The organism is Enterobacteriaceae bacterium Kacie_13, assembly GCA_013457415.1.
Classification (GTDB): domain Bacteria; phylum Pseudomonadota; class Gammaproteobacteria; order Enterobacterales; family Enterobacteriaceae; genus Rahnella.
Genome location: CP045665.1, coordinates 2,530,837 through 2,546,837, shown reverse-complemented (window position 1 = coordinate 2,546,837; position 16,001 = coordinate 2,530,837). Strand labels below are relative to the sequence as shown.

At 49.2% G+C, this 16,001-nt stretch carries 11 protein-coding genes and 1 pseudogene; all 12 read left to right on the top strand.

The features are described 5' to 3' along the window. The first annotated feature begins 75 nt into the window (after window positions 1–75). A complete protein-coding gene (locus GE278_11530) occupies window positions 76–849 on the top strand; it encodes a fimbria/pilus periplasmic chaperone (protein ID QLK61359.1) in 774 nt (257 codons plus the stop codon). After that, window positions 833–3,388 (top strand): annotated as a pseudogene (locus GE278_11525) (fimbrial outer membrane usher protein). Before GE278_11530 ends, GE278_11525 begins: the two are co-directional and overlap by 17 nt. Window positions 3,389–3,483: 95 nt before the next feature. Continuing rightward, entirely contained in the window at window positions 3,484–4,806 is a 1,323-nt protein-coding gene (stbD, locus tag GE278_11520) for a fimbrial usher protein StbD (protein QLK61358.1), read from the top strand. Beyond that, on the top strand, window positions 4,772–5,509 hold the full coding sequence (locus GE278_11515) for a fimbria/pilus periplasmic chaperone (protein QLK61357.1): 738 nt from the start codon (window positions 4,772–4,774) through the stop codon (window positions 5,507–5,509). The genes stbD and GE278_11515 overlap by 35 nt, the downstream gene beginning before the upstream one ends. A 159-nt stretch (window positions 5,510–5,668) precedes the next feature. Beyond that, on the top strand, window positions 5,669–6,202 hold the full coding sequence (locus GE278_11510) for a hypothetical protein (GenBank protein ID QLK61356.1): 534 nt from the start codon (window positions 5,669–5,671) through the stop codon (window positions 6,200–6,202). A 5-nt stretch (window positions 6,203–6,207) separates the two neighbouring features. Beyond that, entirely contained in the window at window positions 6,208–6,513 is a 306-nt protein-coding gene (locus tag GE278_11505) for a hypothetical protein (protein ID QLK61355.1), read from the top strand. 116 nt (window positions 6,514–6,629) lie between these two features. Next, window positions 6,630–8,342 carry an ATP-binding cassette domain-containing protein gene (locus tag GE278_11500; protein ID QLK61354.1) on the top strand — a complete coding sequence of 571 codons (1,713 nt, stop codon included), beginning with the start codon at window positions 6,630–6,632 and terminating at the stop codon, window positions 8,340–8,342. 771 nt (window positions 8,343–9,113) lie between these two features. Next, on the top strand, window positions 9,114–10,181 hold the full coding sequence (locus GE278_11495) for a porin OmpC (protein QLK61353.1): 1,068 nt from the start codon (window positions 9,114–9,116) through the stop codon (window positions 10,179–10,181). A 286-nt stretch (window positions 10,182–10,467) separates the two neighbouring features. After that, window positions 10,468–11,478, top strand: a complete 1,011-nt coding sequence (locus GE278_11490; protein ID QLK61352.1) for a DUF1611 domain-containing protein — start codon at window positions 10,468–10,470, stop codon at window positions 11,476–11,478. Then, the gene (locus GE278_11485) at window positions 11,478–12,443 is read left to right on the top strand and encodes an L-Ala-D/L-Glu epimerase (GenBank protein QLK61351.1); all 966 of its coding nucleotides are present in this window, start codon (window positions 11,478–11,480) and stop codon (window positions 12,441–12,443) included. Before GE278_11490 ends, GE278_11485 begins: the two co-directional genes overlap by 1 nt. 47 nt (window positions 12,444–12,490) lie before the next feature. After that, the gene (locus GE278_11480; GenBank protein QLK61350.1) at window positions 12,491–14,374 is read left to right on the top strand and encodes a dipeptide ABC transporter ATP-binding protein; all 1,884 of its coding nucleotides are present in this window, start codon (window positions 12,491–12,493) and stop codon (window positions 14,372–14,374) included. Window positions 14,375–14,419: 45 nt separating this feature from the next. Then, on the top strand, window positions 14,420–15,964 hold the full coding sequence (locus GE278_11475; protein ID QLK61349.1) for a glutathione ABC transporter substrate-binding protein: 1,545 nt from the start codon (window positions 14,420–14,422) through the stop codon (window positions 15,962–15,964). The last annotated feature ends 37 nt before the right edge of the window (window positions 15,965–16,001 follow it).

The following is a 16,001-nucleotide window of genomic DNA, read 5'->3' as shown; positions in this document are numbered from 1 at the left end:
GTAAAAGATGGCAGGCTGTCTGCCATCTTTTATCTAAAAACAGTAACTATGATGATTAATTAAACCAAAGAGTCAATGACAAGAGCAATGCCAATGTTATTCAATTCTAAAATCAGTAAAAAATTATTTAATGCAATGCTGTTGCTGTCATTTGGTTTTTCTGCAACGACTTATGCCAGCGTGACCATGATAGGCAACAGGATTATTTATCCTTCTGATAATCATTCAGTCAATGTTGAATTTAGTAACAAAGATATTATCCCTTACGCCGTACAAACTTGGCTGGATGATGGAGATATAAACTCAACTGCCCTGACTGCGAAGGCACCTTTTATCGCATCGCCATCACTGTTTAAAATCGCTTCTAACAGCGGGCAAGTATTGAGAATTTCCTTTACGGGTAATAAAAAGTTACCACAGGACCGCGAGTCAGTTTTTTATTTTAACTTTCTGCAAATCCCACCCATCAATGCAGGTGGCGAGGCGGCTCAGAATAAAAATAAAATGTTGGTGATGCTTAAAAATCGGGTGAAAGTATTCTACCGTCCTGCCGCAATCGCCAGTCGTATTGGACATCTTTCTGATGAAATTACACTGATTTCTACAGCGCAGTCAGGCGGAACCTCATTACTGATAAAGAATGACTCACCCTTTTTTGTTTCTATTGCCAGCATAAAGATTAAGCAGGGCGATAAGCTTTATACGCAATCTGCTGACATGCTTTCACCCTTTTCACAACAAAGTGTGACGTTCCAAAAACTCCAATTAAAGAAAAATGACACGGCGGTCATTGATTATATTAACGATCAGGGGGCAAGAGTGAGTCATAAGTATGAAATCAATCCATAATAAAAAAATACCGTACTCACTTTCATTATTAACGGCAGGCATTTTATCCTGCTATCAGCCCTTCGCGAAAGCTGATGATTTTTATTTCGATCCCAGTTTGCTGGAAGGTTCCGGTGTTGCTGTGAATCTCGAAAAATTAAATGAAAAAGTGTTCAGGATTGAATCAGGAAATTATCATGTTGATATTTATGTCAATAATAAGCTAATAAAAGAAAATGTAGAAATTACATTTAGCAGTATTAAAAAAGGTGAGGAAGCTCAACCTTGCCTGAATGCTGATGATATCAAACTTATTCAGCTAAAAGCGGATGTTGTCTCCTTGCTACCGGTTGGAAATAAATGCGTCAGTTTCTCTGCACTTTCTAAAGGGGCATCCTGGGAATTTGACCAACCGACTCAGCAATTAAAACTACTCATACCTCAGGCCTCATTGTATCGCCAACCACGTGGTTATATTCCAGTTTCTCAGTGGGACAGCGGTAGCCTGGGTTTATTTGTTAAGCACAATACCAACTATTATGAAACAAAGAATACGGGAGGATATACCACAAAAAACCTCTGGAGTGGTCTCAATAGCGGCACCAATATTGGCTTATGGCAGCTGAGAAATCAGTCAAATTTCAGTTACAACGAAACGGACGGACGTACACGTCAAAAGTGGACCAGCGTGCGTACAAACGCACAACGGCCATTGCCGTCGATCGATTCTTTAATCACGATAGGTGACAGTTATACCAACAGCAGCCTGTTTGGCAGCCTGTCTTTCAATGGCGTCAAACTCGCCAGCGATACCCGAATGATGCCACAAGGCAAGCGCGGCTATGCGCCGGAAGTGCGCGGCGTTGCCAGCACAACTGCGCGTGTCGTGGTCAGCCAGTTGGGGAAAACAATTTATGAAACCGTTGTGTCACCGGGGCCTTTCGTCATTGACGATTTGAACAATACTCGAGGTCAGGGCGATTTACAGGTTGAGGTTATCGAAGCCAACGGGCAGACCGCATCTTTCACTGTTCCTTACTCGGCAGTACCGGATTCTATACGTCCGGGCATGTGGAATTATGAAGTTGCACTCGGTAAGGTGCGTAATTATTACAATGTCGATAACGAGTTTATGGAAGGGGTAATTCAGCGCGGGCTCAGCAACCGTTTTACCGGCAACGCCGGGGTGCGTCTGGCAAAAGATTACGAAGCCTATTTACTCGGTGGTGTCATGGCCACGCAATTTGGCGCTATCGGGCTTAACACGACCTATTCACATGCCGTGGTTGAAAATAATAAAACCCAGTCAGGCTAGCGTGCCGAGGCCAGCTACAGCAAAACCTTTACTACCGGAACGAACCTGACGCTGGCGGCGTATCGTTATTCTACGAAGGGCTTTCGCGATTTGCAGGATGTGCTGGGCGTAAGACGTGCAGCAGAAAATACGACAACTTACTATTCAGATACGTTAAGTCAGAAGAATCAGTTTAGCGCCACTATTGCGCAAAGCTTCGATACCTTTGGCTCACTGTCACTCAACGCCAGTACTTCTGATTATTACAGCAATAACTCCCGCATTACCCAATTACAGCTGGGATACAGTAATAGTTATAAAAGGATCAGTTATAACGTCAACGTCGGCAGACAAAGAACCAGTTATACCACCCGAAGTAACTATTACAGTGGAGAAGAGGATACGACAAATCGCCAGAAATATACCGAGAACACCATTTCCATCGGTTTCTCTATGCCGCTGGACTGGTCAAATTCCCGTTCTAATGTTTCATTTAACGTAGCTAAAAATAAAACGTCAGAATCCGCAACAACCAGTCTTTCCGGAAGTGTTGGTGAAAAAAGTAACTTATCCTATTCTTTATACAGCGGTGTGGAGAACTATCAGAACAGCGGCAATGAAATGACATGGGGCGGCTCTTTGCAGCAGAACACCTCCAAAGGTGCACTCCGCGCTTCTTATTCGCAAGGTACAGGCTATAAACAATTTGGCATGGGAACATCAGGCACATTACTTATTCATCCTGGCGGCGTGACCTATGGGCCATATGTCAGCGATACCTTTGCGTTGGTAAAAGCTAAGGGTGCTAAAGGTGCTGAAATAAAGAACGGGCAGGGCGCAAAAATAGACAGTTTTGGTTACGCCATTATGCCGTCTTTATCGCCTTATCGTTATAACACCGTGAGTTTAGATCCAAAGGGATTAAACTCAAAAGTGGATATTCAGGGCGGCAGTCAGCAGGTTGTACCTTATTCCGGTGCTATCGTTCAGGTGAATTTTGAAACAATATCAGGCCAGCAGGTTTTGATAAATTCCATACTCAGCGATAAACAAATGATCCCGATGGGCGCAGATGTGACAAATAAAGACGGTAAGAGCTTAGGCATGGTCGGGCAGGCCGGGCAGATCTATGCGCGAATTAATGATCGTTCCGGTGTGTTATTTGTTTCATGGGGTAAAGGTGATGCGGAACAATGCAAAATTAATTATCTGTTACCAGCAACGGGTGATAATGAATTTGTTCAGTTAACGTTGCCTTGTAAATAAATCACCCGAAACAATGAATGGCTAAAAACAACAATAATTTTAACATTGTTAGGTAATTCATGTCACTTGCATGATGATACGAGGAATTTTGAGTGATGAAAAAAGTATTTTTTTTAATGAGTCTTCTCGGGATGGTGCTTCCTGGTATTTCACAGGCGACGTGTACGAGAGTGACAGGAACCAGCTATTTGACTACTGCACTAATTGAAGCTGGTTATACAGCAAAAAGTTGGAGTGGGGCTTGTGATACTTGCAATGGTAATATAGGGCTTCCTTCCGTTGTCTCTATAAGTACCAGTTCAAGTTTTATGCCATCAGGAACTTTACTTGCCAGTTCCACAGCTGACTTTTTACAGGCTTCATCTTCAACGAATTATGGTCAGAATCAGATCCTCTTCAGATGTGCGCTAGCCGATGCCGATTCCATCTATGAGATGTATGGTACGAATGGTGATAATGCATATACAGGCATGTATACAACTGATGAAGTTGATAATGCTTATTACAGCCCTGTAAGAAATGTTGCTTACAGATTGACCAACACCACTACAGGAGAATATTACTCGCGATATTGGAAAGCACGAAAGTTAGTTGCGGATAACTGGGTTCAGGATGAAACCTACATTTATATACCTGCTAGTATATTCAGCGGCGTCAACGTAGAGTTATTTAAAATAGATTCAACAACTTATTCTTATAATAGTAGCACAACCTGGCTTATGAGTTATTCTCAGCCTTATGGTTATATAGCTTTTAAAGGGCCGGGTTTATCAACGAATGTTACTGATGGTGCAGACTCATACTCTTATCATGATGGTTGGTATAGCGCCTGGCCAGCGGCCTATGGTTTGTACAACAATGTTACTTTTGTTCGTGGTGCAATGTGTCTGGTGAAAGATTATCCATCAGTTGTTCTATTACCGACAATTTCCACTGCCTCTCTGAATAATGGAGAAACCAGCCAAAGTACTTTTGACATCAGCTTAAGCTGTGAGGACTCGGCTGTATCCAGCGTAAGTAAATCAACCAGTTCATCAGCAAATGTCGCGATGGGTTTTTTGGTGAATCAATCTACAGCGGTCACCGCCGCGACAACACTGGGTCTGACATCAACTAATGGTTTAACGCATTTGCTAGATACCAATTATGGATCATCGGGTGTTGCATCGGGCGTAGGGATCCGTATCTACGATCAGAATGGCAATGTTTTAAACCTGCTTTCAAGTAAAACTATGACGACGGGAAATGATGGCGGCTGGTACGCCTACAAAGATCTGACCACCAGCCAAGATGATTCAACGGACGGTGTCACCACATACACCGGAAATTTTACAGCGTCTCTGGAGGCAATCAGTGGCGAAACAGTGACAGCGGGGAGCGTCAATGCACAGTTACAAGTGGTGGTCAGTTTTCAATAAAGTCACCGTTGCGGCGGGGATTATGCTCTGTTGCACGGCGTTTGACGCCAGCGCGGTGGTTAATGCGGAAAAGACCCGCGTGGTGTTCAACTCGGGCAGCATCGCGGAATCACTTTCATTAGTAAACTCTGAGAAAGAACCGGTAGTAGTACAGGTCTGGACGGATAACGGTGACCCGACGGTGAATCCGGATAAGGTCCATACGCCGATTGTGATCAACCCGCCGGTGTTCAAAATGAAACCGGCGGAGATCCGTAACATTCGCTTGTTATTGGTTTCTGCCGGAAGCCTGCCGCAGGATCGCGAAAGCGTATTTTGGCTGAATATCTACCAAATTCCGCCAAATACCGAAACGCGGAATAAAGGCGAGAAAAAGGTCGTGCTGCCGTTAAAAATCCGCATGAAAGTGTTTGTCAGGCCAGAAAAAATCGGCGAACTCAAGGAAAGTGATGCACAGAAATTGCAGTTCAGCATCGGGAAGGAGGCAACCGGCAATAAGCTGTTGATCCAAAACCCGACGCCGTGGCATATGACGATTTCATCGTTGAAGTCAGGGGCGACGGAGTTAGCGGGGGTCATGGTGGAACCGCTTTCCAGTTTGCGGGTGGGCATCCCGGCGGATAAAAACCTGTCAGGAATGATGGATTATGAGGTTATTAATGATAACGGTACACGCTGGCAGAACAGCCAGCAGATAAATTAAATATCATTTCAACTTTTACTCTCAATAATAAAAATGACCACACCTGTGAGAAAAAATGATTAACCGGCCGGTTGCGCCGGTCATCTCTTGTGGCTAGTTTTTGATGGCACGGGCAATAGAATAATTCCCGCCACCGGAATTAGGCACAGGAGAGGTATTTTGAAATCACTGTTTAAGCTTAACCTCGCGATATTTATCGTCGTGGTGATAATAAGCGGATGCTCAACGCATAAGTATGATCAGACGCTCGATAATCAAATCACAACCTTTCAAATAAAAGCCGATCAGCAGTTTGTGACATGGTATGCGAAGGCTATGGCGGAAGACGTCAAAACTGTCTCGCCGGTCGCAGCCTGCAGCGCCGCGCCTGTGATGGCGGGGCAGTCGCTTTCGCTCATTTCCCCACCTTCAGAGACCGACAGTCAGTTTTTTAATTCTGTAGAAACGGATTTATCGCTGATTGAATCCCGTACCAAATTGCTAAATAACAATCCGGCGATTGATCAGCAGATGTTTGGCCTGCGAAATATCTTCTATCAGATTAAATATAAACGGCAGCATTGTTCCGTGCAGGACTCACCGGCGTATATCAGCATTCAGCGAAAACAGGTCTCAGTCATTTTACAGGCAATGCTGACTTATCAGCTGGTATTAAAAAACGGTTCAGGCATTACGCAAGCTAATCAGGGGTAAATGTGATGAGTGATATTTTTGATTTACGTGACAGCGCCATTAATGCAGCAAAAAATTCACTGGGCGCGAACTGGAATACGGTCGCCAACGGCGCAGTACCGCAAATTGAGGCGTTGCTGCAACTGACATGGGAGATTGAAAAAGGCAAAGGCAGCTTTCGCTCGGGAGAGTACGAGTCATTGCTGGCGTCGCAAAAATCGACCTTCGTAGCGGTGCTGACGACCTATGAGGCGATCACTGAAGAGATCGCATGGCAGGCGCTAAATGCGGCATTTGGTGTCATTTTTAACGGAGTACGCAAGCTTCTGTGAAAATCGCTATAGAAATGGTATCCGGCGGGCAGGTCTAAAATTATCTTTATCGATAACTATTTTCATTTAGACTGACGGACTTGCCCGCCTCCGGGCTGTTTCTATGAGGATGCCTGATGCTCCGCCGTTTCTTCTCTTATTACGCCCCCTATAAAAAGCTTTTTTTCCTCGATTTCGGCTGCGCCATTCTGGCCGGTTTGCTGGAACTGGGCTTTCCGATGGCGATCAAAACCTTCATCGATAAGCTGCTTCCCGCCCATGACTGGGTGCTTATCATCGGCGCGACCGTCGGATTGCTGCTGATTTATGTCATCAACACCCTATTAATGGCTATCGTGAACTACTGGGGGCATGCGCTGGGCGTAGGTATTGAAACCGACATGCGCCGTCAGGCGTTCAGCCATTTACAGAAACTGTCTTTCCGTTATTACGACAATACCAAGACCGGCCATATCATCACTCACGTCACTAAAGATCTGGAAGAAGTGGGGGAGATTGCACATCACGGCCCGGAAGATGTGTTCATCGCGGTGATGACGTTTATCGGTGCCTTTATTCTGATGGCGACCGTGCATGTACAGCTGGCGCTGATGACCATCATTATTGTTCCGGCGATGACCTGGATGGTCAGCCGCTATGGTGCGCAAATGACCGATACATGGCGGCGTCTGTTCGGGATGGTGGGTAATTTCAACGCACGTATAGAAGAAAGCATCGGCGGCATTCGCGTGGTGAAGGCGTTTGCCAATGAAGAGCATGAGCAAAAGCTGTTCGCGTCGGATAACGACAACTACCGCATCACCAAGCTGAAAGCTTACAAGATAATGACTGCCAGCCTGACGCTGAGTTATCTCAGTACCCGGCTGGTGCAGATAATCGTCATGATTGCCGGGACCTGGTATGTGATTAACGACCAACTGACGTATGGCGGATTTGTCGGATTCCTGCTGCTGGTAGAAGTGTTCTTCCGCCCGGTGGCGAAAATCAGCTCGGTGCTGGAAAGCTATCCGAAAGGGATTGCCGGTTTTAAACGCTTTACGCAGCTTATCGACACCGCACCGGATATCGTTGACCGTCCCGATGCGCAGGTCGTCAGCCATCTGAACGGCGACATTCACTATGACAACGTCGTCTTTGGCTACACGCCTGCTGGCAAAATCCTTAACGGGATCACGCTTACTATTAATGCAGGCGAAACGCTGGCGTTTGTCGGGCCGTCCGGCGCGGGGAAAACCACGTTGTGCTCGTTGCTGCCGCGCTTTTATGAGCTCGACAGTGGCAGTATCACCATCGACGGGATTGATATCCGTGATATGACGCAAACCTCGCTGCGTCACAACATCGGGATCGTGCAGCAGGACGTTTTCCTGTTTGGCGGCACCATTCGTGAAAACATTGCTTATGGCAAGCTGGGTGCCAGCGAAGAAGAAATTCGCCTCGCGGCCAGCCGCGCCCGTTTAGATGATGTAATCGAAGGTTTACCATTGGGTATGGATACGGTGATTGGCGAACGTGGCGTGAAACTTTCGGGTGGCCAGAAGCAACGGTTGTCCATCGCGCGCATCTTCCTGAAGAATCCTCCAATCCTGATCCTCGATGAAGCGACTTCGGCGCTGGATACTGCCACTGAGCAGGCTATCCAGCAATCGCTGGCGGAACTCTCTGAGGGACGAACCACGCTGGTTATCGCCCACCGTCTGGCCACCATCCAGAATGCTGACCGTATTGTGGTGGTTGATAAGGAAGGAATTGTCGAACAGGGTACGCATGAAACCTTGCTCTCCCTTCAGGGCCGATACGCAGAGCTCCACGCCGCGCAGTTCCGTTAAATCCTTGCGCCTTCCCCTGCGAAGGGGAAGGTTGGGGTATCAATAGCCACTCAGAAGATTAAAAAAAACCTAAAATCTTTCAGTCACCTTCCAGACGTTATCTCTCATTTAATTCTTCGTATTTAACCAAAGCCCAATTTGAATAAAAAAGTAGCAAGTCGGGCAAGGCGAAAAGTGAAATTACGTTCAATTTAATAACCTGCGTAATTATATTTATCTGGGTATTGCCTCTATTTTAATCGGAGTCTTTATTAAAAATCCTAATCGCAAATAAATTGCGTAGTACAAAATTCTTATGGCTGCTTTTTCTAATTATTAGATAAGGACGTTCACATGAAAATAATTATCCTGCTATGCACTATTAAAAGGCAAGAGGGCATCATTTTTCAGATAATTCCTTAACGATTGTTAATGGAAATAATCACCGGAGAATGGTGATCTGGCTTGCAACTACTTTACAAATCGCAAAGCATTTTGCACCAAATTAATGCATTGCATCATATTGGTGCAAATCGTTATGCAAAAACCGCATATAATCAGGGGTTTAGCTGCTTATTATGGAAACATTATGTTACATCTCTTTACGCAAAAAAGACTCAGAACGCCGAACTTTTCCATTTTAACTTTTTGTGCGCAGTGTTAAGGTTCAAGTCGTTTTACAGACAGACGCATTTAAAAACATGTACAAATACTCATAGTCCTATATTCCCGTCATATAAAAGAAAGCGGACATGAGAAATCCTTTATAAAAAAATCAAGGAAATTTAAATAATGATGAAGCGCAGTGTGCTGGCCTTAGCGGTCTCTTTAATTGCAGTGGGTTCTACCGCAAATGCAGCTGAGATTTATAATAAAGACGGTAATAAACTGGACCTCTACGGTCGTGTTACTGCCAAGCATTATTTCTCCGATGACACCGGTTCTGACGGCGATTACACCTATGCACGTCTGGGCTTCAAAGGCGAAACCCAAATTAACGACACACTGACCGGTTATGGCCAGTGGGAATACAATATTCAGGCTAACCACGCTGAATCTCAGGGCGACCTGGGCAATAAAACCCGTCTGGGCTTCGCGGGTCTGAAAGTGAAAGATTTCGGTTCTATCGATTACGGCCGCAACTACGGTGTTGTATATGACGCACTGGGCTTCACCGATATGCTGCCAGAGTTTGGTGGTGATACCGCTAACTCCGATAACTTCATGGTAGGTCGTTCTAACGGTCTGGCTACTTATCGTAACCAGGACTTCTTTGGTCTGGTCACTGGTCTGAACGTTGCCTTGCAGTATCAGGGTAAAAACGAAAACGACGGCCGTGCTTCCAACAAAGCGAACGGCGACGGTTACGGCGCATCCATCGATTATGAAGATATCGCAGGTTCCGGCATCGGCGCGGTTATCGCAGGTTCTTCTTCTGATCGTACTAACGCACAAGCCAACTCCGCTATCGGCGGCGGTGACAAAGCGTCAGCATGGGCAACAGCTCTGAAATACGATGCAAACCAGATTTATCTCTCTGCAATGTACAACGAAACCCGCAATCTGGCGTCAATCCCGGGCGGCTTCGCTAACAAAACTCAGGGTTATGAATTAGTTGCACAGTACCAGTTCGAAAATGGTCTGCGTCCGTCAATCGGTTACGTGCAGTCTAAAGCCAAAGATGTCGAAGGCGTGGGCGATGCTGACCTGGTTAAATACTTCGAAATCGGCGCGACTTACTACTTCAACAAAAACATGTATACCTATGTTGACTACATGATCAACCAGATCGACGACAACAACAAACTGGGCGTGAGCTCTGACGACGTGGTTGCTGTAGCGCTGACTTACCGCTTCTAAGTTAGTGTACGAAATTATTACCCCATTCTGTGTCTGAAAAAGGTAATCGCAAAGGCAGAGTTCATTGGCTCTGCCTTTTTTTATGTTTGTTATTCTGCCGCCTGTCTGTTTTTACTTCCCCCATCTTCGCTATTCAAATAACCACAACAAATTCAATAAACTAAACCTATAGCCTCAGGTTATACCCCCTCGTTAAACAAGTATTCGTCAGCCGGGACTTCGCATGGAATAGTCTGCGTATGCATTACAACAACGCATTCTAAAAAACCTTTACGGAGAAAATGACATGCAGCAAATACCGATGCCGTACCTGCTATTCCTGGGCGATGTAATGGATCCGCTGGCGGCCAAAACGGCGCGCGGTATTCACGTCTGGCGTCCTGAATCTTGCGTGGGACAGATTCGTCTGGCGACGGATTCCGTTTCGCTCGGATTACCGGATCTCGATATCGCCACCGCCAAAGCGCAGGGCGCGAAAACCATGGTGCTGGGCACCGCAAACTCCGGCGGCAAACTGCCGAAGCACTGGATCGATTCCATCAAAACCGCCATCCGCGCCGGACTGAACGTCGCCAACGGTTTGCATCAGGGGCTGAACGATATCCCTGAACTGGTCGAACTGGCTGCCGAACACAATGTACAGCTGTTCGACGTACGCCATATGCGCCCGGAACTGGACACCGGTACCGGCATCAGGCGCAGCGGCAAACGTATTCTGACCGTCGGCACCGACTGCTCGGTCGGCAAAATGTACACCTCGCTGGCGCTGGAAGCGGCCATGAAGGATCTGGATCTCAAGGCTGATTTTCGCGCCACCGGCCAGACCGGTGTGCTGGTCGCCGGTGCAGGTATCGCGATTGATGCGGTCATTGCCGACTTTATCTCTGGCGCGGTGGAGCTGCTCGCGCCTGCCAACGATGACGATCACTGGGACATCATTGAAGGTCAGGGTTCGCTATACCATCCGTCTTTTGCCGGCGTCAGCATGGGGCTGATCCACGGCGCGCAGGCGCATTTACTGGTGATGTGTCATGAGCTTGGTCGCCCGCATATGCGCCATCTGCCGCACCAGTTTATGCCAACGCTGCGCCAGTGCCTCGATACCAACCTGGCCGCGGCCAGCCTGACCAGTCCCGATGTCAAAATCGCCGGTTTCTCCCTCAATACCTCCGGGGTGAGTGAAGTAGAAGCTAAAGCGGCGCTGGCGCAAATCAGCGAAGAGTTCGGCGTGCCCGCCACCGATCCGGTGCGTTTTGGCATTAAAAACATCGCGCAATGGATTAAGGACAACGGCTGATGATGAAGATGAGTTTCGGCGCTGTGGAATTGCCGCTGACGAAGCCTTTTGCAATTTCACGCGGAACGCGCACTGCTGTGACGGTGGTCCGCGTCACTCTGACCGACGGCGAATTTACGGCAACCGGTGAATGTACGCCGACTGCACATTATCAGGAATCGCCGGAAAGCGTGTGTGAGCAGCTCGGTCTGATCCGTCCGCGGGTCGAAGCCGGTCTGGATCGTGATGCCTTGCAACAGGCCTTACCGATCGGTTCAGCGCGCAATGCCCTCGACTGTGCAATGTGGCATCTCGATGCGGCAAAACAGGGCAAGACGGTGTGGCAACTGCTTGATATGTCAGCGCCGGTGTCCATCGTAACCGCAGAAACACTCAGTCTGGATTCACTGGAAAACATGGCAAGGGCGGCCGAAGTGGCGGTGGCTGGCGGAGCCAAATTGCTGAAAATCAAACTTAACCGTGAACAGATTATTGAGAAAGTGGCGGCTATCCGTGCCGCCGCACCGCGGGTGACGCTGGTGGTTGACGCCAACGAATCATGGCTCGGATTAGATCTCGAAAGTCTGTTTCTCGCGCTGCACGAATTCAACGTTGCAATGATCGAACAACCACTTCCCGCCGGTAATGACAAAGATCTGGTGCGTTGTTTGCATCCTGTTCCAGTCTGCGCCGACGAAAGCTGTCATGAACGCACCGATATCGCCGGGCTGACCGATCGCTACGAGATGATCAATATCAAGCTCGATAAATGTGGCGGGCTGACCGAAGCTCTGGCGATGACCGCAGAGGCGAGGCGGCTGGGTCTGCGGATTATGGTCGGTTGCATGCTTGGTTCGTCGATTGCGATGGAAGCGGCTTTGCCGGTAGCGGTGCAGGCGGAACGTGTCGATCTTGATGGCCCTATCTGGCTGGCGCAGGACGCGGAACCCGCATTGCGCTATGAGCACGGCGAAGTCTGGGTGTAATCGCCCAAATCACATATTTCTGACCTCAATAAAGGAGACGCTTTTTGATGAATGAGCCCCTACCCATCTTACAGATTAACGATTTATCGGTGACGTTCTCCGGGCGGCAGGGCAAAACTCAGGCGCTGAAAGGTGTTTCCTTCTCTATTAATAAAGGTGAAGTGGTGGCGGTGGTCGGCGAAAGCGGCTCCGGCAAATCCGTCACTTCACTGAGCGTAATGGGATTACTGCCCGACTCGGCGCACATCGATGCGGGCAGTATTGAGTTCTTCGGTCGCAACGGCGCGCGGCATACGCTGAATTCGCTGTCGGCAGAAGCCCGTCGTAAGCTGCGCGGCCAGGAAATGTCGATGATATTTCAGGAGCCGATGACTTCTCTCAATCCGGTGCTGCGCGTGGGGGATCAGCTCACTGAAGGGCTGCTTGATCACGGCATGGCGACCAAAGCCAATGCGTTGATCAAAGCCCGCGAACTGCTTAAACAGGTTCGCATTCCTGACGTCGAACGCATTCTTAAATGTTATCCCCACGAGCTTTCCGGCGGGATGCGTCAGCGCGTGATGATAGCGCAGGCGCTGGCCTGCGACCCTGCGCTGTTGATCGCGGACGAGCCGACCACTGCGCTGGACGTCACGGTGCAGGCGCGCATTCTGCAAATCCTGCGCGATCTGCAAAAGGGCACAGACATGTCGGTGTTATTTATCACGCACGATATGGGCGTGGTGGCAGAAATCGCCGACCGCGTGGTGGTGATGTATCAGGGCAAAGTGGTGGAACAGGGCAGCGTGACTGAGATTTTTGCCAATGCGCAGCATCCTTATACCCGCGCACTGCTGGCGGCCGTACCGAAACTGGGTGACATGCAGGGGTTGAAATGGCCACGCCGTTTCCCGCTGCTGAGCACGCAGGCCGGTGCTGCCGTTTCCCCAAAAAATGGTGCAGAGAAGCAATCGATTGCAAGTGATGAGCCTCACATTTTTTTATCCGAAGACGATCAAAAGACGGCTAATTACGATGCACCTCCGCTGCTCGATGTGCGCGGGCTGCGCGTCTGTTACCCGATCCGCTCCGGCGTGCTGTCCCGTATCACCAAAGAAGTTCATGCCGTAGAGCAGATCGATTTTTCTATCTGGCCGGGCGAAACGCTGGCGCTGGTGGGCGAGAGCGGTTGCGGCAAATCCACCACGGGGCGGGCGATTTTACGGCTGGTCGGCAGTGAATCGGAAAGCATTCACCTCAAAGGAAAAGAAATCACGCTGATGCGCGACACGCCGTTTCAGGCGGTGCGCCGTCAGATCCAGATGGTGTTTCAGGATCCGTATGCCTCGCTCAATCCGCGACTGACCGTTGGTTTTTCCATTGCCGAGCCGCTATTGCTTCACGGCCTGAAAAAGTCGCTGGCCGACGCCACGCCGACCGTCAACCAGTTGCTGAAAAGTGTCGGCCTGGATCCGTCCTTTGCCCGCCGCTACCCGCACGAATTCTCCGGCGGTCAGCGTCAGCGCATTGCCATTGCGCGCGCGATGGCATTGCAACCGCAGGTGATTATCGCCGACGAAGCGGTGTCCGCGCTGGATGTGTCGATTCAGGCACAGGTGGTGAATCTGATGATGGATTTACAGCGAGATACCGGTGTCGCGTGGCTGTTTATCTCCCACGACATGGCAGTGGTTGAACGTATCGCCAATCGAGTGGCGGTGATGTATAGCGGGCAGATTGTGGAAATTGGTCCGCGCGATTCGGTATTCAGCAACCCGCAGCATCCGTATACCCGACGCCTGCTCAGCTCCGTACCGGTCGCGGATCCCACCCGGCGCGCGTTACGCAATTTTGACGATGTAGAAGTGAAATCGCCGGTACATCCGGCCGGGGTTCAAATAGAAAAAATCAAATACAGTCAGGTCGCTCCGCACCACTGGGTGTCTGTCTAGGTTATTCATCACTACGTTAATCATTTGAATACACAGGGGAATACTATGCACTCGACGTTTCTACGTAAAAGCCTTATCGCGGCCGGTCTGGCGCTCTGTTTCGCCGCTTCGGCACAGGCTAAAGACCTGCGCATTTCGATGTATGCCGACGTGACCGGTTTCGACCCGCATGACACCACGGATACCCTGAGCTATTCCATTCAGAGCGGCATCTTTGAACGCTTGTTCCAGTTCGACAGCAAAATGGCTCTTATACCTGTGTTGGCGACCGATTACACCAGCAACGCTGACGCGACTGAATTCACCATCAATCTGCGCCATGATGTGACTTTCCAGGACGACACGCCGTTCAACGCTGAGGCAGTAAAAATCAACCTCGACCGTCTCGCCAATCCGGCAAATAAACTCAAGCGTAACTCGCTGTTCAGCATGATCAAATCCGTGGAGGTGCTGACGCCTTATCAGGTCAAAATCATCCTCAACAAACCGTTCGGTGCGATGATTAATACGCTGGCGCACCCGTCTGCGGTCATGCACAGCCCGGCCTCGTTAAAACAGTACCCGAACGAACAGGATCTGAGCGTACATCCTGTCGGTACCGGTCCGTTCAAGTTTGTGGAATGGCAGCAGGGCAAAGACGTCAGGCTGGTGAAGTTCGACAACTACTGGCAGAAAGGCTGGCCAAAAGTTGATTCCGTGACGTTGTATCCGACGCCGGAAGACTCCACGCAGGTGGCAAAACTGAAATCCGGCGGCGTGGAAGCCGTCTATCCATTGCCATCGGATCTGGTGGAAACCGTGAAAAGCGATCCGAAGCTGGATATCTCGCAAAATCCTGGCATCTATCTGTACTACATCGCGTTTAACACCCAGAAAAAAGAGTTCTCTGACGTGCGCGTCCGCCAGGCGATCAACTATGCCGTGGATCGCAATCTGTGGTTGAAAGTCGGTTTCGCCGGGATGGGTTCACCTTCAACGTCGCCGCTGCCGAAAAACGTTCAGTTCTACCAAAAGCAATCCACGCCGGATTACAGCTACAACATCGCCAAAGCCAAAGAGCTGATGAAAGAAGCCGGATATGAGAAGGGCTTCGATGTGGAGATGTGGAGCTCGAATAAAACAGACCGTATCCGCAGCGCGCAGTTCCTGAAACAGCAGCTGTCGCTGATTGGCGTGCGCGTGAAACTGGTGCCGATGGATTCGGGTACGCTCAACCAGCGTCTGTGGAGCACGCCGAAACCGGCGGATGCCAAAGTTGAAATGTATTACGGCGCGTGGTCGGCTTCGACCGGTGACGCCGACTGGGCGCTGCGTCCGCTGTTTGCCACCGAATCCTGGATCCCGTCGGCCTATAACGTCTCTTATTACAGCAACAAACAGGTAGATGCGGCGATCACCGCTGGCCTGCAAACCGCCGATCTCGAAAAACGTAAAGCCGCCTACGCCGATGCGCAGAAACTGCTGTGGGCCGATGCTCCGGTCGCTTTCCTCGGCGTGCCGGATAACCTGGTCGGCAAGAGCAAAGATCTGACCGGCGTCTATATGCTGGCAGACGGATCGCTTGTCTTCAATCAGGCACAGTTCAAGTAATTTTTAAGAACGCGCGGGCAGGGAGGTGCTTCCTTGC